This is a genomic window from Rhizomicrobium sp., from assembly GCA_037200385.1.
Taxonomy (GTDB): Bacteria; Pseudomonadota; Alphaproteobacteria; order Micropepsales; family Micropepsaceae; genus Rhizomicrobium.
The window spans coordinates 337,726-358,737 of the sequence record JBBCGL010000001.1 but is presented as its reverse complement, the minus strand read 5'-3'; the positions used below and the strand labels follow the sequence as shown (position 1 = coordinate 358,737).

16 protein-coding genes are annotated in these 21,012 nt (G+C 67.0%); 13 read left to right on the top strand and 3 right to left on the bottom strand.

Annotated features, from left to right (window positions below):
- Positions 1 to 19: 19 nt before the first annotated feature.
- Both WDM91_01515 and WDM91_01510 read right to left on the bottom strand, forming a co-directional pair.
- The gene (locus tag WDM91_01515; GenBank protein MEI9993246.1) at positions 20 to 1,096 is read right to left on the bottom strand and encodes a 50S ribosomal protein L11 methyltransferase; all 1,077 of its coding nucleotides are present in this window, start codon (positions 1,094 to 1,096) and stop codon (positions 20 to 22) included.
- Positions 1,093 to 3,351 (bottom strand): M20/M25/M40 family metallo-hydrolase, encoded by a 2,259-nt coding sequence (locus WDM91_01510; GenBank protein ID MEI9993245.1) that lies wholly within the window; start codon positions 3,349 to 3,351, stop codon positions 1,093 to 1,095. Before WDM91_01510 ends, WDM91_01515 begins: the two co-directional genes overlap by 4 nt.
- A gap of 392 nt (positions 3,352 to 3,743) precedes the next feature.
- Between WDM91_01510 and WDM91_01505 the strand changes: the two genes are divergently transcribed.
- The 8 genes from WDM91_01505 to WDM91_01470 all read left to right on the top strand — a co-directional run bounded on the left by WDM91_01505 (position 3,744) and on the right by WDM91_01470 (position 11,041).
- Positions 3,744 to 5,258 carry a DEAD/DEAH box helicase gene (locus WDM91_01505; GenBank protein ID MEI9993244.1) on the top strand — a complete coding sequence of 505 codons (1,515 nt, stop codon included), beginning with the start codon at positions 3,744 to 3,746 and terminating at the stop codon, positions 5,256 to 5,258.
- A complete protein-coding gene (locus tag WDM91_01500; GenBank protein ID MEI9993243.1) occupies positions 5,255 to 6,079 on the top strand; it encodes an aminoglycoside phosphotransferase family protein in 825 nt (274 codons plus the stop codon). Before WDM91_01505 ends, WDM91_01500 begins: the two co-directional genes overlap by 4 nt.
- Positions 6,080 to 6,211: 132 nt before the next feature.
- The gene (locus WDM91_01495) at positions 6,212 to 7,336 is read left to right on the top strand and encodes a patatin-like phospholipase family protein (GenBank protein MEI9993242.1); all 1,125 of its coding nucleotides are present in this window, start codon (positions 6,212 to 6,214) and stop codon (positions 7,334 to 7,336) included.
- The gene (locus WDM91_01490) at positions 7,333 to 8,079 is read left to right on the top strand and encodes an acetoacetate decarboxylase (protein MEI9993241.1); all 747 of its coding nucleotides are present in this window, start codon (positions 7,333 to 7,335) and stop codon (positions 8,077 to 8,079) included. Before WDM91_01495 ends, WDM91_01490 begins: the two co-directional genes overlap by 4 nt.
- Before the next feature lie 12 nt (positions 8,080 to 8,091).
- A complete protein-coding gene (locus WDM91_01485; GenBank protein MEI9993240.1) occupies positions 8,092 to 8,877 on the top strand; it encodes a 3-hydroxybutyrate dehydrogenase in 786 nt (261 codons plus the stop codon).
- A 112-nt stretch (positions 8,878 to 8,989) separates the two neighbouring features.
- Complete coding sequence (locus tag WDM91_01480; GenBank protein MEI9993239.1) at positions 8,990 to 9,421, top strand: MarR family transcriptional regulator; 432 nt, start codon at positions 8,990 to 8,992, stop codon at positions 9,419 to 9,421.
- A 22-nt stretch (positions 9,422 to 9,443) separates the two neighbouring features.
- Positions 9,444 to 9,776, top strand: coding sequence for a hypothetical protein (locus WDM91_01475; GenBank protein MEI9993238.1), 333 nt, complete (start codon positions 9,444 to 9,446; stop codon positions 9,774 to 9,776).
- On the top strand, positions 9,773 to 11,041 hold the full coding sequence (locus WDM91_01470) for an MFS transporter (GenBank protein ID MEI9993237.1): 1,269 nt from the start codon (positions 9,773 to 9,775) through the stop codon (positions 11,039 to 11,041). The genes WDM91_01475 and WDM91_01470 overlap by 4 nt, the downstream gene beginning before the upstream one ends.
- On the opposite strand, the gene WDM91_01465 is transcribed toward WDM91_01470, so the two are convergent.
- Positions 11,031 to 12,485: a coniferyl aldehyde dehydrogenase gene (locus WDM91_01465; GenBank protein ID MEI9993236.1), complete on the bottom strand. Its 1,455-nt coding sequence runs from the start codon at positions 12,483 to 12,485 to the stop codon at positions 11,031 to 11,033. The two genes, WDM91_01470 and WDM91_01465, sit on opposite strands and share 11 nt — an antisense overlap.
- Positions 12,486 to 12,639: 154 nt before the next feature.
- Here WDM91_01465 and WDM91_01460 point away from each other — a divergent pair, with 154 nt between their 5' ends.
- From WDM91_01460 to WDM91_01440, 5 genes are all read left to right on the top strand, one after another.
- Positions 12,640 to 13,689 carry a diguanylate cyclase gene (locus WDM91_01460; GenBank protein MEI9993235.1) on the top strand — a complete coding sequence of 350 codons (1,050 nt, stop codon included), beginning with the start codon at positions 12,640 to 12,642 and terminating at the stop codon, positions 13,687 to 13,689.
- A 128-nt stretch (positions 13,690 to 13,817) separates the two neighbouring features.
- The gene (locus tag WDM91_01455) at positions 13,818 to 14,606 is read left to right on the top strand and encodes an enoyl-CoA hydratase/isomerase (GenBank protein MEI9993234.1); all 789 of its coding nucleotides are present in this window, start codon (positions 13,818 to 13,820) and stop codon (positions 14,604 to 14,606) included.
- A 142-nt stretch (positions 14,607 to 14,748) separates the two neighbouring features.
- A complete protein-coding gene (locus tag WDM91_01450; protein MEI9993233.1) occupies positions 14,749 to 16,815 on the top strand; it encodes a M13 family metallopeptidase in 2,067 nt (688 codons plus the stop codon).
- A 64-nt stretch (positions 16,816 to 16,879) separates the two neighbouring features.
- On the top strand, positions 16,880 to 18,925 hold the full coding sequence (locus tag WDM91_01445) for a M13 family metallopeptidase (GenBank protein MEI9993232.1): 2,046 nt from the start codon (positions 16,880 to 16,882) through the stop codon (positions 18,923 to 18,925).
- Between the two features lie 30 nt (positions 18,926 to 18,955).
- Positions 18,956 to 21,004: a M13-type metalloendopeptidase gene (locus tag WDM91_01440; protein ID MEI9993231.1), complete on the top strand. Its 2,049-nt coding sequence runs from the start codon at positions 18,956 to 18,958 to the stop codon at positions 21,002 to 21,004.
- Positions 21,005 to 21,012 lie beyond the last annotated feature (8 nt).

Genomic DNA, 21,012 nt, shown 5'->3' with positions numbered 1-21,012 from the left:
GACTCTAGAATCGAGTCAGTCAGGCCAGCCAGGTCTCTATCTTGCGGTGGCTGTACGCGGCTTTGATGGTGTACGCCTCGTCCCGGCGCACCGCGCAAGGCACCGGTAACGGCAGGATGTTCAAGCTCGAGAAGAACACGGCGCCGGGCTCCGGGCGCGCTTCCAGTGTCGTTTCTCCATCGAGCTCGAGCCGGAGCCAGCGCGCCAGGCCGTTCGCGCTGCCGTCCTCCGACGCCTCACACGTCACCTCCACATCGCCGTGCAGCGCGAAAGACTCGGAAAACGCGATGCGGAGGAGTTCGACCGGTTCCGACATCAGCCGCAGATCGCGATCGCCGATGGCGCTCGACTTGGCGGCGGTCGTGAAGTCGGCCATCGGCGTCAGGTCGAAACCACAGGCGCTTTCGAGCCGGCCGATGCGCGGATAGTCGCTCCAGGCGGCAAGCGCGACGCGCAGGGATGCGGCGGCGGGAACGGTGATCGCACCCTGCGCGAGCAGCCGCGCCTTCGCGTCGGCGATCGCGCCGAGCGGATCGAACGTGAAGAGGTCGTCGCCGAAGATGTCGCAGAACAGCAGATCGGCGGGGCGCGGCAGATCGATGCCGACCTTCACGTCCTGCGACGGCTTGTCCAGCACCGTGATGCGGTCCGCATAGCCGTTGTGTCCGGCAAGCTCGCGCGCCAGCGCCGCCGCGACCGGATCGCTCTCGCAGGTGAAGACATGCGCCGCTCCGGCGCGCGCCGCCATCAGCGCGAGCATGCCGGCGCCGGTGCCGATCTCGAAGACCTGCATGCCCGGCTTGATCGCGCGCCGCAGCACCGCGTCCCACGCCGCATTGCGCCATGCATCGTTCATCATCGGCACGTGATAGCCGGGGAGAAGCGAATGGAGCAGCGCCCGGCCGCGGGCGACGACGCGCGGATCGCCCTGCCCCGCCGCAAGCCCGATGCGCGCGAGCTCGAAGGCGCGCAACTTGTGCTTCTTCTTCGCCACCATCTCGGCGAGACCGATCATGTGCAGGGCGTAATCCGGCTTGCCGCGCAGGCCCGCTTCGAAGGTCGCGATCAGGCTTTCGATCTCGTCGCTCCGGCTCACAGCGTCAGCCTCCCGAAGACGATCGTCGTATCGCCCGATTGCGAGGGGACCGCGGTGGCAGGACGCGCCGCGACGAGCCTGGCGGCATCCGCCGGCAGGCCGTAATGCTGCTCGCCCAGCGTGACGCCGACCGGCTTGCGCGACGCGAAGACGAGGGTCACCGATTTGCCGCGGCAATCGTCGGTCATGCAGGCGATGACCGTGCCGTAGGGTCCCGGCGCGCCGGGATCGGGCGCGAAGGACTTGCCGTCGATCTCCGCCCGCAGGAGGCCCGCGTCCTTCGGCACGACGACGACCATGCGATTGGCCAGCGCCGAGCCGTGCAGCGCGAGCGTCACGCGGCGGCCGGCGCCGTCGGGCCGGCTCGCGATCGCTGCGGAGGGCGCGGCATAGCGCGTCGCCCCGGCCGGCGCCGCATAGGCGTTGGTGAACGAGAGCGGCATGGCCTGCCGGCGCGCGGCGGAGAACGGCATCGCTGCGCGCAGCGATGCGGGCAGCGCGCCGGCCGGATCGGCGGCCCAGACCGCCTTGCCCGCGATATGGTCGTCCACGAAGCTCAGATTGAGGCGCTCGGGCTGCCGCACGCTATAGGCCGGATGCAAACCGGCGATCACTGCGAGGACGAGGCCTGCAACGGCGGTGACCGCGGCGCAGCGCTGCGGCGGACGCGGTGCGAGCAGCGGCAGGAGCGGCAGTGCGGCGAACGCCATGGTGACCGTGATCAGCGGATGCAGCGCGAGGCCCTGCACGAGCTCCGACGCCGAGGACAGCGAGAGCCAGATGACCAAGGCTGGAAGTGCGAGGAGCACGCCGACCGCTTCGGCCCCGGCGCCGTCCAGCCGTGCCTGCACGATGAGCAGGATCGCGGCAATGAGCGCGGGAAACAGGAAATAAGGGCTCAGGCCCGGCAGGAAGATCGCGGTGACCAGGCCAAGACCGGCGAACCACGACCAGACCGACAGCGCCGCCAGGCGGGGGCTGGCGAGCCGCGTCCAGAGCAACAGGGCCGTGGCGACTCCCAGCGCGAGCGCGAGGCGCAGCCAGACGGGATGGGCATAGGATGGATCGGGCTGGCCGGAGACCAGCGAAGCAACGGTGTGGAGCAACCAGCCGAACAGCGCCGCACCCAGCAGCGCGGCCGGCGGAATTGAAAAGGCGACCAGGCGGCGGCCGATGCCGAGCACCTCGCCGCGCGAGGCCCAGGCGGCAGCGACCAGCAGCAGGATGACGAGAACGGCGAGCGGAATGGCCCAGCTCGCCGGCAGGCGCGGCAGGAGATGGCCGAATACGGTCAGATAGATCGCGTCGCCGCCCTTGAGCGCCGCGAAATCGGTCTGCATCAATCCGGAGACCGTGCCCAGCAGGTTGTCGCCGTGATGCTGCAGCGTCGCGAGGCTGAGATTCTCGCGGCGGTCGAGCGGCGTGTGGTAGTGCGCGACATTGCCGCTGAAGGCGAAATTGTAACCGGTCTGGCCGCGATCGAGAAAGACCGTGAGATCGGTGTCGTTGGGCAGCAGCCTGTAGATCACCGCGAAGAGCGAACTGGTTGCGTATTCGGGGACGCTTTGCGCATAGAGATCGATCAGCGCGCCGTCGCCGGGGCTGGTCTGGAACAGCAGGCTCGGCCCCTGATTGCCGCGGGCCTCGACATTCACCACCACGCCGACCCGGGCGAGGAAGGCAGGGTTGTCGGCGAAGGCCGCGGCGCCAAGCAGGCCGGCCTCCTCGCCATCGGTGATCAGGGCGAGGATCGGGTGTCTGGTCTTCAGGCCGCGTGCTTGAAGCGCGCGCACGGTCTCGAGGACCGTAGCGACCCCCGACTGGTCGTCCGCCGCACCGGGACCGGCGGGCACGGAGTCGTAATGCGCCAGCAGGACGATCGCCTTGCCCTGGCCGGGCGCGACCTCGGCGATGATGTCCTCGACGGTGCCGCAGGCGAAGAAGCCGTATTGCCTGCGGCCGTTGCAGCCGAGCGCGCGGTAGACCGAAGTCCCGACATGAAGCGCCGCGAATTCCTTGCGGATGCGCTCGCGCACCGCATCGTTGGCGCGGGACGAGACGGGATGCGGGATTTCGGGCCCCAGCAGGTCGCGGAGCACGACATTTGCGCGGGCCGCCGAGAAGGCGGTGGCCGGCGCGTTCATCGGGCGCGGCGCGGGCAAGCCGTTGAAGGTGGCACCGAGAACCCAGATCGCGACCGCAAGGGCCGCGAGCAGGATCAGGCGCGGGCGTGCGCCGCTCGCCTTCGAATCCATGATCCCCTCCCGCGTTCGGCCGGAGCGTTGCCTCCGGCGGCGCGCTTGTCGAGGGGCAGACTGGAGCGTCTGGCCGGCGAAGCGGTCCGTGCCTTGTCTTCCCCCCGAGTGGCGGGAGCTCCTTATGGAACTCGCTGAAAATCACGGAGGTTGAAAAGTAACAAAATTGCGCTATATTGCGACGCACATAGAGTCGGATCGCCAATTCGGGCGTGGACCTAGGGCGCACGCCTGCGCCCCACCAGGAGCGTAAGACGAGCATCGTGACGAGCACCGGCGCGGAAGCCGGTATTGAAGAAGTCCAGATTTCTTCGAATTCTACGGCTGACGCCAGCCCACCTCTTTCTGCCCCTGAAGCGCCCGGCTTCGAAAGCCTGGGGCTTTCGGCCGATGTGCTGAAAGCGGTGGCCGAGAGCGGCTACACCATTCCAACCCCGATCCAGGCGCAGGGCATTCCCCATGTGCTGCAGCGGCGCGACATCATCGGCATCGCCCAGACCGGCACCGGCAAGACGGCGTCGTTCACCCTGCCGATGATCGAGCTCCTGGCGCGCGGCCGCGCCAAGGCGCGCATGCCGCGCTCGCTGATCCTGGAGCCGACGCGCGAGCTCGCGGCGCAAGTTGCCGAGAGCTTCGAGAAATACGGCAAGTTCAACAAGCTTTCGATGGCGCTGCTGATCGGCGGCACGTCGTTCGACGACCAGGACCGCAAGCTCGACCGCGGGGTCGACGTGCTGATCGCCACGCCGGGCCGCCTGCTGGACCATTTCCAGCGCGGCAAGCTGATGCTGAGCCAGGTCAACATCCTCGTCATCGACGAGGCCGACCGCATGCTCGACATGGGCTTCATCCCGGACGTCGAGGAGATCTGCAAGAAGCTGCCCTTCACGCGCCAGACCCTGTTCTATTCGGCGACCATGCCGCCGGAGATCCAGCGGCTGACCGACCAGTTCCTGCACAATCCGGTGCGGGTGGAAGTGGCGCGGCCGGCGACGACCGCGACCAACATCACGCAGGAGATCGTGCTGGTCCCGGCGAACGACTGGGCCAAGCGGGAGGCGCTGCGCCGCCTGATCCGCGAGGCCGAGCCGACGCTCAACAACGCCATCGTGTTCTGCAACCGCAAGCGCGACGTCGACGTGGTCGCCAAGTCGCTGGTCAAGCATGGCTTCGATGCCGCGCCGCTGCACGGCGATCTCGACCAGTCGCTGCGCACCAAGACCCTGGACCGTTTCCGCGCCGGCGACCTCAAGATCCTGGTCGCCAGCGACGTGGCGGCGCGCGGCCTCGACATCCCCGCGGTCAGCCATGTGTTCAATTTCGACGTGCCCTATCACCCGGACGACTATGTCCACCGGATCGGCCGCACCGGGCGCGCCGGGCGCGCCGGCCACGCCTATATGCTGGCGACGCCGCGCGACGAGAAGCAGGTCGACGCCATCGAGCGCCTGACCAAGTCGCCCATCGGCCGCAAGACGATGGAGAATCTCGAAGTGCGCGAGGACCGCAAGCCGCGCCGCGACGAGGAACGCAAGGGCGGGCGCAACGGCGGACGAGGCGAGCGCGATCGCGGCCGCCGCGACAAGTTCCGGCCCGACAAATTCCACGAGCATGTCGCGGCGATGGAGCCGGCGACGGCCTCCGACGTCGCGGCGGCGCCGGCCGAACAGCCGGCCGCCGCGCAGGCGCCCGAACCACCGCGCCAGGAGCGCGCGCCGCAGCCGCAGAAGAAGCGGCACGAGCCGCGTCCGCCCAAGCCGCAACAGCCGCAAGGCAAGCCGCGCGAGCCGGCGCACAAGGCGCATCAGGACCGCCGCAACGACGCGGCGCCGGTGAAACCGGAACGGCACGAGCTGCCGGCCTTCCTGTTCCGCCCGATCAACCTGCCCAAGAAGGCCGACGCCTGACGCATCCGCAGCTTCAGCCGCACCTGGACACGTGGCGGCTGACGCCGGACGGCAAGCCGTTCGAGACCCACAGTTCCTGGCTGACCTTCGCCAAGCGCGGCAATGCGCCCGTGCTGCTGAAGGTCTTCAAGCCGCACAGCGACGAGGGCCGCAGCGCGCAGATCCTGCGCCATTGGGGCGACCGCGCCGTGCGTGTGTTCGAGGCCGACGCGGAAGCGGTCGTGATCGAACGCGTCGTCCCGGGCACAGCGCTCGGCGAGCTTGTGTCCGAGGACGACGACCGCGCCACGCACATCTGGTGCGACACGGTTTGGGCACTGCACGACAGACCCGCGCCCCAGGGTTTCCCGACATTGTTCGATTGCGGGCGCTGCTTCAACAGGCCCTATCCGGAGCATGCGCTGCTCACGCGCGACCTGTTCGAACACGGCAAGCGCGCGTTCTTCGCGCTGTGCGAGAGCCAAGCGCCGGAGCGCTTCCTGCTGCATGCCGACCTGCATCACGCCAATGTCGTGCGCGACGAGGCCCGCGGCTGGCTGGTGATCGATCCCAAGGGCTATGCAGGCGAGCTGGCGTTCGAGGCGGCCTCCTTCCTGCACAATCCTACGCGCGCGTTCTGCGAGCCCAAGCCGCTGGCACGCCGGGTGCGCATCCTGGCGGAGCGGCTGGCGCTCGATCCCGAGCGCCTGCTGCGCTGGTGCTTCGCGCATGGCGTGCTGAGCGCGCTGTGGTCGGTCGAGGACGGCGTGTTCGATCCGGTCGGCGGCATCGAAGCGGCGCATGCGGCACTGGCAGTGCTGGGGCACAAGACGGGCGGATAGGACGGAACCTTGCCCGAGAGCGGCGCCTTCGTCCTTCGAAAGGCTCTGGATGCGGATAGACGTCCGATCATCTCCAAATCTTCATGAAAAAGACGGCTGCAAAAGCCGGGCGGTAGCGCTATATTTGCTGCAATGCAGCATGAATCTCCCAAGCCCGTAGCCGAACCGCGTCGCGTCCTTGTCCTGCAGGGCGGCGGGGCGCTGGGCTCCTACCAGGCCGGCGTCTACGAAGGTCTCGCCGAGGCCGATTATCATCCCGATTGGGTCGCGGGCATCTCGATCGGCGCCATCAATGCCGCGCTCATCGCGGGCAACCGGCGCGCAGACCGTCTCGCCAACCTGCGGGCGTTCTGGGAGACCTCGAGCGTCGGCATGCCCTTCAACCCGGATGTCCCCGGCGCGACGGTGCGGTCGGTCCTGAACGAAGCCGCCGCCGCCTGGACCGCGGCGGCCGGCGTGGCGGGCTTCTTCCGTCCGCGCTTCCCCCCGGCCCTGTTCTATCCGCCCGGTGCCCCCGAAGCGCTCAGCTATTACGACACCGGCCCGCTGCGCGAGACGCTGACCAAGCTGGTCGACTTCGACCGGATCAACGCGAAGGAGGTCCGCCTCAGCCTGGGCGCGGTGAACATCCGGACCGGCCAGCTCGTCTATTTCGACAACACCGCGCAGCGGATCGGGCCGGAGCATGTGATGGCCTCGGGCGCGCTGCCGCCCGGCTTTCCGCCGATCGAGATCGACGGCGAGCATTATTGGGACGGCGGCGTCGTCTCCAATACGCCGCTGCAACATGTGATGCAGACGGTGACGAAGGACGATCTCGTGATCCTCCAGGTCGACCTGTTCAACGCGGCCGGCCGGCTGCCGCGCACGCTCCTGGAAGTCGCCGAGCGCGAGAAGGACATCCGCTATGCCAGCCGCACCGCGCACAACACCGAGATGGGGCTGAAAATCCACGAGGCCAAGGTTGCGCTGCGCGCGCTGCTGGACTCGCTGCCGCCCGAACTGCGCAAGACGCCGAACGCCGAGCTGCTGGGCGACCTGTCCTACGAGAACGCGGTGACGCTGGTGAAGCTGGTCTATCGCCGCAAGCCCTATGAAGGCCCGTCGAAGGACTATGAATTCTCGCGCCAGACCATGCTGGAGCACTGGGCCGCCGGCCTGGCGGACCTGCGCAAGACGATGGAGAAGCGCGGCGAGATGGTGTGCGAGCGCCGTAAGGCGACGACCAAGCTGATCGAGATGGAGCCTCTCAAGTGACGCGCGACGACATCCTGAACGCCTCGTCCATGCCGCTGTTCAGCCCGAGCTATCCGCACGGGCCGTTCCGTTTCGTGCGGCGCGAATATCTCATCATCACCTATCGCACCGACCCCGCGGCGATCCGCGCCGCCCTGCCCGAGCCGCTGGCGCCGGCGGCGGGCGACCTCGCCTATTACGAGTGGATGAAGATGCCCGATGCGTCGGGCTTCGGCGACTATGAGGAGAGCGGCACCGGCGTGTTCGCGACCTTCAACGGCGAGCCGTGCAATTTCTCAGTGCAGATGTACCTGGACGACGAGCCGCCGATCACCGGCGGGCGCGAGATCTGGGGCTTTCCCAAGAAATACGGCGTGCCGCGACTCAAAGTGATCAAGGATACGCTGACCGGCACCCTGCACTACGACGACGAGCGCGTGGCGCTTGGCACGATGAGCTACAAACCCGTCAGCCTCGCCGACAAGCTCGACATGGTGAAGGCGGGCATCGCCAAGCTCAACGTGAACCTCAAATGGATTCCGGATGTCGACGGCAAGCCCAAGGTCGCCCAGCTCGTCGGCTATAATCTGGAAGACATCGTCGTCCACGAGGCGTGGGACGGGCCGGCGCGGCTGCACCTGATCCCGCACGTCAATTGCCGTGTCGCCGACCTGCCCGTGCTCGAGATCGTCGGCGGCCGCCACCAGATCGTCGATTTCGTGCTGCCCTATGGCCGCGTGCTGCACGATTATCTTACCCCTTAAAGGAGTTACCCCATGTCGCTCAAAGGCAAATCCGCCGTCGTCACCGGCTCCACCAGCGGCATCGGCCTCGCCTATGCCCGCGCCTTCGCCAAGGAAGGCGCCAACATCACGCTGAACGGCTTCGGCGACGCCGCAGCCATCGAGAAGGAGCGCGCGGGCATCGAGGCCGATTTCGGCGTCAAGGCGATCTACTCGCCGGCCGACATGACCAAGCCCGACGAGGTCGCCGCCATGATCGCGCTGGCCGAGACCACCTTCGGCTCCGCCGACGTGCTGGTGTGCAATGCCGGCATCCAGTTCGTGGCGCCGGTCGAGGAGTTTCCGGTCGAGAAATGGCAGCAGATCATCGCCATCAACCTGACCTCGGCCTTCCTGTGCATGCGCGCCGCGGTGCCGGGGATGAAGAAGCGCGGCTGGGGCCGCATCATCTCGACCGCCTCGGCCCATTCGCTGGTGGCCTCGCCGTTCAAGTCGGCCTATGTCGCGGCCAAGCACGGCATCGCCGGCCTGACCAAGACCATCGCGCTGGAGACCGCGACGCACGGCATCACGGTCAACTGCATCAGCCCGGGCTATGTCTGGACTCCGCTGGTCGAGAAGCAGATCCCCGACACGATGAAGGCGCGCAACATGACCAAGGAACAGGTCATCAACGACGTGCTGCTGGACGCCCAGCCGACCAAAGAGTTCGTGACCGTCGAGGAGGTCGCGGGGATCGCGGTGTTCCTGTGCTCGGACGCGGCGAAGAACATCACCGGCGCGAACATCTCGGTCGACGGCGGCTGGACCGCCGAATAGGCATCTTTCGCAAAACCTGCTCGATACGACTCGACAGCGGCGACGATATAAACAGGTGAACTTGCAAGTTAGACTTGCAAGTTCACCTGTCATGTCGTAGCGTGGCTTGGTCATGCCCAAAGACCTCAAGGCCGCCGTCACCGATTTCGTCCAGGCCGTCGGCCTGCTGGCGCGCCGCGTCCGCGCCGCGGGGGCGCATGAGCTGAGCTGGACACAATCGGCCGTGCTCGGCCGGTTGGTCGTCGGCGGACCCGCCACCACCGCCGAACTGGCGCGCGCCGAAGGGATGAAACCGCAATCGATGGGCGCGACGATCGCCGCCCTCGAAGGGCTCGGCATGGTCGCGCGCGTGCCGCATCCGACGGACGGGCGGCAGATGACGATCACGCCGACGCCGAAGGGCGAGGCCGAACGCAAGCGCACCGGCGACGCCAAGCGCGCCTGGCTGCTGGAGGCCGTCGCCCAGCTCGACGCGCGGGAGCAGCAGACGCTGTTCGCCGCGGGCGACATCATCCGGCGTCTCGCGGATCGCGACACGCGGTAACCCGATACCAAGGAGATCGATCATGGAATGGAGCACGGCCACGGCCTATTTTTTCGGCGGCGCCTTTCTGACCAACGCCATCCCGCATTTCGTCAGCGGCGTCATGGGCAAGGCCTTCCAGAGCCCGTTCGCCAAGCCGCCGGGCGAAGGCCTGTCGTCTTCGACGGTGAACGTGCTGTGGGGCTTCGGCAACCTCGTGGCCGCGTATCTGCTGCTGTGCCGCGTCGGCCAGTTCGATCTGCGGTCGACGCCGGACATCGCCGCGTTCGGCGCGGGCACCCTCGTCCTCGGGCTGCTGACGGGCAGCCGCTTCGGGCGTTTCAACGGCGGCAATGCCGCCAAAAAGGACGCATGAGCGGCGGGACATTCCGCTCGCTGCGCATCCGCAACTATCGCCTGTGGGCGGGCGGCGCGCTGGTGTCCAATATCGGCACCTGGATGCAGCGCACCGCGCAGGACTGGATCGTGCTGGCGCAGCTGACGCATCACAATGCGACGGCCGTCGGCGTGGTCATGGGGCTGCAATTCGGGCCGCAGCTGTTTCTGCTGCCGTTCACCGGCTTTGCCGCCGATCACCTGGACCGTCGCAAGCTCCTGTTCGCCACGCAAGGCGCCATGGGCCTGCTCGCGCTGGGGCTCGGGGTGCTCACGCTCTGCGGCATCGTGCAGCTCTGGCACGTCTATGTGTTCGCACTCCTGCTCGGCTGCGTCGCGGCGTTCGACACGCCGGCGCGCCAGACTTTCGTGTCGGAACTGGTGTCGGAAGCCCATCTTTCGAACGCCGTGGCGCTCAATTCGACCTCGTTCAACATGGCGCGCATGATCGGCCCCGCCATCGCCGGCGGCCTGATCGCCGCGGTCGGCTCGGGCTGGGTGTTCCTGATCAACGCCGCGTCCTTCGCCGCCGTGCTCGGATCGCTCGGCCTGCTGCGCAAAGGCGAATTGCATGCGAGCCACCGCGCGGTCCGGGCGCGCGGCAGCCTGGCGGAGGGCTTCCGCTATATCCGGAACCGGCCGGACATCCTGGCGGTGCTGTTCATGCTGTTCCTGATCGGCACCTTCGGCATCAACTATCCGATCTTCGTCGCGACCATGACGGTCAGCGTCTTCCACGGCGACGCGAGCCGCTACGGCCTGCTGACTTCCGTGATGGCGGTCGGATCGGTCGCCGGCGCGCTCCTGTCGGCCAGGCGCGAGAAACCCCGGATCGCCTTCCTGCTCGTCGGCGCGGCGGCCTTCGGCGCCGGCCTGGCGATGGCCGCGCTCGCGCCGAGCTATGTCCTGTTCGGCGCGGCATTGATGTTCGTCGGCCTGGCGGCACAAACCTTCACCACCACCGCGAATGGCGCGATCCAGCTCTGGACCGCGCCGGCGATGCGCGGCCGCGTCATGGCGATCCTGCTGGCCATCGCGCTGGGCGGAACGCCGCTCGGCGCGCCCCTGGTCGGCTGGATCGCCGACCGGTTCGGGCCGCGCTGGGCGCTGGGCGTTGGCGCCGCCTCGGGCTTCGCAGCCGCCGCGATCGCCCTCGCTTATCTCGCGACGCATCGCGGCCTGCGCGTCCGGATCGACGCCGGCCGCGTGCGTTTCAGCCTGGACGCCGAACGCCCTACGCCTTGATGCTGCCCGCCAGCATCTTGCGGATGCCTTCGCCGTAAGGCGGACGCAGCATGGCCGTGAGGTCGCGGCTGACCTGCTGGAACACCGCCTTGGCGTGGCTGAAGGTCTTGAAGCCGTCGAGGCCGTGGTAGTTGCCCATGCCGGACGGGCCGATGCCGCCGAACGGCAGGTCTTCCATCGCGACATGCATCACGACATCGTTGACGCTGACACCGCCCGAGGTGGTGCGGGTGAGCACCTTCTCCTGCTCCGCACCGTCCTTGCCGAAATAGTAGAGGCCGAGCGGCCGGCTATGCGCGTTCACATAGCCGATCGCATCTTCGACGTTCTTGTAGGTCTTCACCGGCAGCAGCGGTCCGAAGATCTCGTCCTTCATGATCGCCATGTCGTCGGTCGGGTTGAGGACCAGGGTCGGCGGGATCTTGTGATAGGGCTGCTGGCGGAAATCCTCCTTGGCCGGATTGAGCTCGACGATCTCGGCCCCCTTGGCGCGCGCGTCGTCGAGATAGCCCTGCAGGCGGTCGTAGTGGCGCTGGTTGATCACCGAGGTGTAGTCGGGATTGTCCTTCAGCGTCGGGAACATCGTCGAGATCGCATTGGCGGCCGCATGGACGAATTCCTTCGCCTTGCCTTCCGGCACCATCACGTAATCCGGCGCGAGGCAGATCTGGCCGGCATTGAGGGTCTTGCCCTGCATCACGCGCTTGGCGGTCAGCGCCATGTCGGCGCTGTCGGAAACGATCACCGGCGACTTGCCGCCGAGCTCGAGCGTGGTCGGCACCAGGTTCTCCGCCGCCGCCTTCATCACGTGATAGGCGATCGAGGTCGCGCCGGTGAACAGCAGGTGGTCGAAGGGCTGGCGCGCGAAGGACGCGCCGACCTCGGCCCCGCCGGTGAACACCGCGACCTCGGTCTCGTCATAGGCCGAGGCGAAGAGGCGCGCCATCAGCTCCGAGCAGCGCGGGGTGAACTCCGAGGGCTTGATCATCGCGCGGTTGCCCGCCGCGAAGATGCCGGCGAGCGGCGTGAAGGTGAGGTTGAAGGGGAAATTCCACGGGCTGATCACGCCGACGACGCCCTTGGGCTGGTATTCGATATAGGCCTTGGCGCCGAACAGCCCGAGGATCGCCGGCGTCACCTTGCGCTTCTCGCGCTTCATCCAGGTCTTCAGATGCGCCTTGGCGTGCTTGAGCGGGCCGATCGAACCGGAGACGTCGGTGAACAGCGACGCCTCCACCGAGCGATGGCCGAAATCCTCGCGCAGCGCGTCGGCGATGGCGTCCTTGTGGCCGACCAGCAGGGCAATGGAGCGGTCGATCCACTCGATGCGCTTCTCGGCGCTGGGCGGCCCCTCCTTCAGATGGGCCTGGCGCTGTTTTTCGAGGATCGCGCGCATCCGCTGTGCGGGATCGAGGGCGATCGGTCGGGCTTCCGCAGCGCTCATGTCATGTCCTTCCACGAAGATTGCGTGATATTTTGTCAATCTAGGCGCTGTACCGCGCCGCCTCAATGCTCCCCTTAAGGGTTTTTTACGACCCTCGGGGCAACTATCGCGCAAGCCCTGTTAGAGGCTTGGGTGTCGCGGTGGAGAGATAGCGTTGCGCAGTGAGCGGGAACAGGCGCTGGCCAGGACCGCGCTCGCCCTGATGGGCGAGTGCAACGTGACGCCGACGCCCGAGAATTACGAGCTCTTCTATTCCTATGCGGCGGGCGACAATCCGTCGGTGGGCCACGTCATCGGCGACATGATCGCGGCGCGCCGGGTCTTCTCGCCGGCCGTGCTGAAGGAATTGCGCGACCGCAGCTTCACCCGCAACAGGACCGAGCGCGCGGTCGAATCGATCGGCGAGACCGTCGGCGTCTCGCTGGACGAGGCGATCGCCAAGCTGGAAGCGGCGAGCCGGCACGCCCTCGCCTATGGCGACACACTGTCGGCGGCGCGCGGCGAACTCAAGGGCGAGCATTCGCCGGAGGAGCTGCGCCAACTGGTCGGCAATCTGGTGGCGGCGACCAAGTCCATGGAGACGCGCACCCGCTCGCTCGAACGCGAGCTGCAGCAATCCTCGCAGCAGGTCGGCGAATTGCGCGCGCAGCTCGACAAAGTGCGCAAGGAAAGCCTGACGGATTCGCTCACCGGCATCGCCAACCGCAAGGCCTTCGACAGCGAACTCGCGGCCGCCATCGCCGATGCGCGGTTGAGCGGCGAGAACCTGGCGCTCTTCCTGTGCGACATCGACCTGTTCAAGTCGTTCAACGACACCTGGGGCCACCAGACGGGCGACCATGTGCTGCGGCTGGTGGCCAATTGCCTGTCCGAGAACACCAAGGGCCGCGATACCGCGGCGCGCTATGGCGGCGAGGAATTCGCGGTGATCGTGCGGCAGGCGGGACTTGCCGCCGCGGTCAGCCTCGCCGAACAGATCCGCCGCACCGTCGAAAGCAAGAAGCTGGTCAAGAAATCGACCGGCGACGTGCTGGGCTCGATCACCATCTCCATCGGGGTGGCGGAGCTGAACGGCGGCGAGGACTCGGCGGCGCTGATCCTGCGGGCCGACCAGTGCCTCTATCAGGCCAAACATGCCGGACGGAATTGCGTGATCGCGGAGACCGATCCGCGCATGGGCGCGCTGGAAATTGACGCTGCGTAATTGCGGCAGTTGCCCGCGCGGAAGCATCCCACCACCCGGAAAATCGCAGCGCGATTTTCCGACCTCCCCTCTAGGGGGCGGTGAAATCGTGCGTATACTCCGCGCGGCAAAATCGCGGAGATAGGGTCATGCGCACGGAATTCGATCGGGCCTATGTCACGGCGCATGGCCGGGTGGCGGTTCTCACGCTCAATCACCCCGAGGCGATGAACGCGGCCGGCACCAAGCTGGTGCGCGGCGCGGCCAAGGCCATCGACTTCATCGAGAACAAGGACAATGGCTTCCGCGCCGCGATCCTGACCGGCGAGGGGCGCGGCTTCTGTTCCGGCGCGAACCTGTCGGAGCGCGGCAGCGGCGAGGAGACCGGCGTCGGTCATGCGCTGGAGACCATCTATCACCCCTTCCTGCGCCGCCTGCGCGACCTCTCCATTCCGCTGGTCACCGCGGTGAACGGCGCGGCGGCGGGCGTCGGCATGAGCATCGCGCTGATGGGCGATCTCGTGGTGGCGTCGCGGTCGGCGTATTTCCTCCAGGCCTTCACGCGCATCGGACTGGTGCCGGACGGCGGCTCGACCTGGCTGCTGCCGCGCCTGATCGGACTGGCGCGCGCCAAGGAGCTGTCGCTGCTGGCCGAGCGCCTTCCCGCCGAGAAGGCGTTCGAATGGGGCCTGATCAACCGTGTGGCCGGTGACAACGAGCTCATGGACGAGGCGCTGAAGCTCGCGCATCAGCTGGCGGACGGGCCGGCCTCGCTGACCGTGACGCGCCATCTCTACTGGCAGAGCCCGCTCAACACTTACGAGGAGCAACTCGACCTGGAGCGGAAGGGGCAGGAGCAGTCCCAAAAGACACAAGATTTCGTGGAAGGGGTCACCGCCTTTCTGCAAAAGCGGCCTGCCAAGTTCCACGGGAAATAAGCCACCGCGCATCGTCAAGGCCGCCCCACTCGCGCGTCCGTGACTTGCGCAGGACCGGGAAGTTCTGACCTATTGCCGGCAGATTCATGACGGCGACGCGCAGCCGCGCGCGGCCACAACCCATCCAGTGGAGTTCTCAGCGATGCGACGCAGCCTTGTTCTTTTGGCCGGGGCCTTGAGCCTGGCCGGCGCGGCAATGGCCGCCGGCAATGGCGACGCGCCGCCCGCGGGCAAGCCCGAACTCGGCGCCTGGGGCGTCGATCTCACGGCGATGGACCGGAGCGTCAAGCCAGGCGACGACTTCTTCCTGTATGCCAATGGCAGTTGGCTCAAGACGACCGAGATCCCGCCGGAGCGCAGCAGCATCGGCGCCTTCCAGAGCCTGCGCATCCTGAGCGAAACGCGGATGAAGGATATCGTGGCCGGACTCCAGGCCAAGCCGCGCGAGGAGCTGACGCCCGAAGAGCGCAAAGTGCGCGACCTCTACGATGCCTTCATGGATCAGGCACAGATCGAGGCGAAGGGGTTGGCGCCGGCCAAGGCGGATCTGGCGCGTATCGCCCGGATCAAGACGCTGGACGACGTCGCGCGCGCGATGGTCGATCCGCGGCTGAACGAGCCCAGCGTGTTCAATCTCAGCATCGGCGTCGACCAAAAGGACTCCAATGTTTACTCCGTGGTGGTCTCGCAGGGCGGCCTCGGCATGCCGGATCGCGATTACTACCTGCGCGACGATGCGGCGTTGGCCGCCAGCCGCGACGCCTATCGCAAATATCTCACGCAGATGCTGACGCTGGCCGGCGCCAAGGACGCGGCGCAGCGCGCCCAGGCGATCTACGACGTCGAGGCCAAGATCGCCAAGGAGCACTGGACCCGGGCGGAAAACCGCGACGAGGACAAGATCTACAATCCGATGAAGATATCGGAGCTGAAGGCTTTCGCGCCCGATTTCCGCTGGGATGCCTTCTTCACCGGAGCCGCCATTCCGGCCGTCGCGCCCAAAGGCGAGCGCGTCATCATCGCGAGCCAGAAATCCGCCTTCCCGGCGCTGGCGAAGATCTTCGCGCAGACCCCGGTCTCGGTGTGGCGCGACTACCTGACGGTGCACTACCTGCATCAGTTCGCGGCCTATCTGCCCAAGGCGTTCGACGACACCGATTTCGCCTTCTACGGCACGGTGCTGGGCGGACAGCAGCAGCAGCTCGATCGCGCGACCCGCGGCGTTCATCTGCTCGACCGCCTGATCGGCGAGGCGCTGGGCAAGGTCTATGTTGCGAAATACTTCCCGCCTTCCGCCAAGCAGAAGGCCGAGGAACTCGTCGGCAACCTTCTCAAGGCCTATGACGCCGATATCCACACCCTGCCCTGGATGTCGGAAGCGACGCGGGTGAAGGCGCTGGAGAAGCTGCACAAGCTCAAGCGCTATATCGGCTATCCGGACAAGTGGATCGACTATTCTTCCTATGCCGTGACGCCGGGCGCGCTGCTCGCCGACGTGCAGGCGGGCCAGGCCTTCGAGTGGCACCGCGAAGTCGTCCGGCTCGACGATCCGGTCGACCGCACGGAATGGGGAATGACGCCGCAGACGGTGAACGCCTATTACGATCCGTCGGTCAACAAGATCGTGTTCCCCGCCGCGATCCTGCAGGCGCCGTTCTTCGATCCCAACGCCGACGATGCGGTGAACTATGGCGGCATCGGCGCGGTGATCGGGCATGAGATCAGCCACGGCTTCGACGACCAGGGCGCCAAGTATGACGGCGACGGCATCCTGCGCGACTGGTGGACAGCGGACGACAACAAGGCGTTCGTGGCGAAGACCTCCGCGTTGTCGGATCAGTTCGACACCTATGAGCCGCTGCCCGGCCTGCACATCATCGGGCGCAACACGCTGGGCGAGAACATCGCCGACCTGGCGGGGGCGACGATCGCGCTGAAGGCCTATCACCTGTCGCTGGACGGCAAGCCGGCGCCGGTGCTCGACGGCTTCACTGGCGACCAGCGCTTCTTCCTGGGCTTCGGCCAGATCTGGCGCGCCAAGTACCGCGACAATGCGCTGCGCACGCAGACGCTCTCCAACGAGCACAGCGTGTCGCAATTCCGCGCCATCGGGCCGACGCGCAATATCGACGCCTGGTACGATGCGTTCGGCGTGAAGCCGGGCGACAAGTACTACCTGCCGCCGGAGAAGCGGGTGCATCTCTGGTAATCACATCGTGCCGCCGGGAACCCTCCCGGCGGCACTTTTTCTTTGCAGCACGAGGATATCTTCCATGAAACGCAGTCTTCTTCTGCTCGGCGCGGCCGCCATCGTGATGAGCGCCGCGGCGCTCGGCGGCGAGCCGCAGGTCAAGCCCTGGGGCGTGGACCTGGACTATATCGACAAGACGGTGAAGCCCGGCGACGACTTCTTCCTCTATGCCAACGGCAACTGGGTGAAGCACGACACCATCCCCGCCGACCGCACCTATTCGGGCGTGAACCTCGAGCTCGACCTGCAGAACGAGGCGCGGCTGAAGGGCCTGGTCGCCGACCTCGCCAAGACGCCGGACGACAAGCTGACGGCCGAAGGGCGCAAGCTGCGCGACCTCTACAACGCCTATATGGACACCGCGCAGATCGAGGCGAACGGCCTGGCGCCGGCGCAGAAGGACCTGGCGGCGATCGCCGGCTACAAGAGCCTGAGCGACGTGGCGGCGGCGATCGGCGATCCGCGGCTGGGCGTGGACGGGCCGTTCGGATTCTACATCGGCGTCGACGACAAGAATTCGGAGGTCTATTCGATCAACCTCTACCAGTCGGGCCTGGGCATGCCGGACCGCGACTACTACCTGAAGACCGACAAGGAGATCGTCGAGACCCAGGCCGCATACAAGAAGTATCTCGCCGACATGCTGGGCATCGCGGGTGCCGCCGGCGACGCGGCGGCGCGGGCGGAAAAGGTCTATGCGCTCGAAGCCGCGCTGGCGCAGGTCAGCTGGCCGGCGGAGGACCGGCGCGACGAGGACAAGATCTACAATCCGATGACCATCGCGCAGCTCAAGGCGCTGGCACCGGGCTTCGACTGGGACGCGATGTTCCGGGCCGCAGGCATTCCCGAGACCGGGCCCAAGGGCGACCGCAAGGTCATCGTGGCGGAGAAATCGGCCTTCCCGAATCTCGCCAAGGTGTTCGCCGCCACGCCGATCGAAGTGTGGCGCGACTATCTGACGATCCGCTACCTGCATCGCTGGGCTTCGCTGCTGCCCAAGGCGGTCGACGACACCGATTTCGCATTCTACGGCACGGCGCTCGCCGGCAAGACGGCGCAGCTCGAGCGCCCGACCCGCGGCATCCGCCTGCTCGACGTCTCGATGGGCGAGGCGCTGGGCAAGCTCTATGTCGCGCGCTACTTCCCGCCGGAGGCCAAGGCCAAGGCGCTCGACCTCGTGCACAACCTGCTCAAGGCTTACGACGCGGACATCCGCACCCTGGCCTGGATGACGCCGGCGACGCGCGCCAAGGCGCTCGACAAGCTGCACGCGACACAGCTCAAGATCGGCTATCCGGACACGTTCCGCGACTATTCCGCGCTCAGCATCGCGCGCGGCGACCTGCTGGGCAGCGTGCAGGCCGCAGGCGTGTTCGAATGGCACCGCGAAGTCGTGCGCATCGACAATCCCGTCGACCGCACCGAATGGGGCATGACGCCGCCGACCAACAACGCCTACAACAATCCCAACCTGAACGAGGTGGTGTTCCCGGCCGGCATCCTGCAGCCGCCCTATTTCGACGCCAATGCCGACGACGCGGTGAACTATGGCGAGATCGGCGCCACCATCGGCCACGAGCTCAGCCATTCCTTCGACGACCAGGGCGCCAAATACAACGCCAAGGGCGTGCTGGAGAACTGGTTCAGCGATGCCGATCTGACGGCGTTCAAGGCACGCGGCGACGCCATCGCGGCGCAGTACGACCAGTACACGCCCCTGCCCGGCCTGCACATCAACGGCAGGCTGACGCTGGGCGAGAACATCGCCGACATCGCGGGCCTCGTGATCGCGCTCAAGGCCTATCACATCTCGCTGCACGGCAAGCCGGCGCCGGTGCTGGACGGCCTGACAGGCGACCAGCGCTTCTACATCGCCTATGCCCAGAGCTGGCGCGAGCGGCACCGCGATGCGGCGATCCGCAGCCAGGTGCTGTCGAACCCGCACAGCCCATCGGAGTACCGCGTCAACGGCGTGGTGCGGAACACGGACGGCTGGTACGCCGCGTTCGGCGTCAAGCCGGGCGACACGTACTACCTGCCGCCGGACAAGCGCGTGCCGGTGTGGTGAGTTGACCGCGAACCATCAGGGAAAGAGCCCATGAAAAAGACCGTCGTCGCCCTGGCCGCACTGGCCGGGGCCGCCTGCCTCGCCGTCGCGGCCCCACCGCCCAGCGCCGCCATCGGTCCCTGGGGCTTCGACCTCAGCGGCATGGACCGCAGCGTCAAGCCGGGCGACGACTTCTTCGAATACGCCAACGGCGCGTGGTTCAAGCGCACGACCATCCCGGCCGACCGCACCTCCACCGGCTCGTTCCAGGAGCTGCGCATCCTGTCCGAGCAGCGGATGAAGGATTTGATCGCCGACCTGCATGCGAAACCGGCCACGGCGCTGAGCCCGGAAGAGCACCAGATCCTCGACCTCTATGACGGTTTCACCGACACGGCCGGCATCGAGAGGCGCGGATTGGCGCCGATCAAGCCCGACCTGGCGCGCATCGCGGCGCTGAAATCCTATGATGACCTCGCGGCGCTGATGGGCGATCCGGCGTTCGCTTCGTTCGGCGATGGCGACAGCATCGCCGCCGACCGCATCACGCCGGACGCCAAGAACTCCACGGTCTATGTGATCTCGGCGACGCAGTCTGGGCTCGGCATGCCGAACCGCGACTATTACCTCAAGACCGACGACGCGGGCTTGGCGGCGACGCGCGACGCCTACAAGACCTATCTCGCGCAGATGCTGACGCTGGCTGGCGCCAAGGACGCGCCGGCGCAGGCCGCGGCCGTCTATGCGCTGGAAGAGGAGATCGCGAAGTCGCACTGGGCCTCGGCGGCGCGGCGCGACGCGGACAAGACCTACAATCCGATGACGGTGAAGGACCTCCAGGCCTTCGCGCCGGGCTTCAACTGGATCGTGTTCTTCAAGGCGCAGGGCATCGGGCCGGACCGCAAGGTGATCGTGCGCGAGAACACCGCGTTCCCCGCCCTGGCGCAGACCTTCGCCAAGACGCCGCTGGCGGTGTGGAAGGACTACCTGACCGTCCACTACCTGCATTCCATGGCGGACTACCTGCCCAAGGCGGTGGACGACGCGGACTTCGATTTCTACGGCAAGGTGATCGGCGGACAAGCCCAGCAACTGCCGCGCGACACGCGGGCGGTGACGCTGATCGACAATGCCCTGCCCCATCCTTTCGGCAAGCTCTATGCCGCGAAGTATTTCCCGCCGCAGACGCGCGCCAAGGCGGAACAGCTGGTCGCCAATATCGTGAAGGCCTACGACGCCGACATCCGCAAGATCGCCTGGATGAGCGAGGTCACGCGGCAGAAGGCGCTCGACAAGCTGCACGCCTTCACGCCGCATATCGGCTATCCCGACCGCTGGCGCGACTATTCGGGCCTCGTCATCGGCAAGGACGATCTCATCGGCGACGCCGAACGTGCCAACGCGTTCGAGTGGCAGTACCGGCTGGCGCGGATCGACCAGCCGGTGGTGCGCGACGAGTGGAGCATGACGCCGCCGACGGTGAACGCCTATTACACCCAATCCTTCAACGCGATCTTCTTCCCGGCCGCGATCCTGCAGCCGCCCTTCTTCGACCCCAATGCCGACGATGCGGTGAACTATGGCGGCATCGGCGTGGTGATCGGGCACGAGATCGGCCACGGCTTCGACGACCAGGGCAGCAAATACACCGGCGCCGGCACGCTGGAGAGCTGGTGGACCGACACCGACCGCAAGGCCTTCGAAGAGCGCGTCACGGCGCTGGGCGCGCAATATGAGGGTTACGAAGGCCTGCCCGGCCTGCACCTCAACGGCCGCCTGACCATGGGCGAGAACATCGGCGACCTGTCGGGCGTCGCGATCGCGCTGCAGGCCTATCACGCCTCGCTGAACGGCAAGACGTCTCCGGTGCTGGACGGCTTCACCGGCGACCAGCGCTTCTTCCTTGCCTTCGCCCAGATATGGCGCGGCAAGTACACCGACGCCGCGATGCGCCAGCAGGTACTGACCAACCCGCACAGCCCACCGCACTGGCGCGCCGTGGGACCGGAGCGCAACGTCGATGCCTGGTATGCGGCGTTCGACGTGAAGCCCGGCGACAAGATGTACATCCCGCCGGAGCAGCGCGTTCATTTGTGGTGAGGTGAAGC

Bases quoted from the DNA above. Each gene is read 5' to 3' on its own strand.
- WDM91_01480 (MEI9993239.1), top strand. From the start codon at position 8,990: ATGCCCAAAGACCTCAAGGCCGCCGTCACCGATTTCGTCCAGGCCGTC.
- WDM91_01450 (MEI9993233.1), top strand. From the start codon at position 14,749: ATGCGACGCAGCCTTGTTCTTTTGGCCGGGGCCTTGAGCCTGGCCGGC.
- WDM91_01475 (MEI9993238.1), top strand. From the start codon at position 9,444: ATGGAATGGAGCACGGCCACGGCCTATTTTTTCGGCGGCGCCTTTCTG.
- WDM91_01470 (MEI9993237.1), top strand. From the start codon at position 9,773: ATGAGCGGCGGGACATTCCGCTCGCTGCGCATCCGCAACTATCGCCTG.
- WDM91_01510 (MEI9993245.1), bottom strand. From the start codon at position 3,351: ATGGATTCGAAGGCGAGCGGCGCACGCCCGCGCCTGATCCTGCTCGCG.
- WDM91_01495 (MEI9993242.1), top strand. From the start codon at position 6,212: ATGCAGCATGAATCTCCCAAGCCCGTAGCCGAACCGCGTCGCGTCCTT.
- WDM91_01455 (MEI9993234.1), top strand. From the start codon at position 13,818: ATGCGCACGGAATTCGATCGGGCCTATGTCACGGCGCATGGCCGGGTG.
- WDM91_01445 (MEI9993232.1), top strand. From the start codon at position 16,880: ATGAAACGCAGTCTTCTTCTGCTCGGCGCGGCCGCCATCGTGATGAGC.
- WDM91_01465 (MEI9993236.1), bottom strand. From the start codon at position 12,485: ATGAGCGCTGCGGAAGCCCGACCGATCGCCCTCGATCCCGCACAGCGG.
- WDM91_01440 (MEI9993231.1), top strand. From the start codon at position 18,956: ATGAAAAAGACCGTCGTCGCCCTGGCCGCACTGGCCGGGGCCGCCTGC.
- WDM91_01485 (MEI9993240.1), top strand. From the start codon at position 8,092: ATGTCGCTCAAAGGCAAATCCGCCGTCGTCACCGGCTCCACCAGCGGC.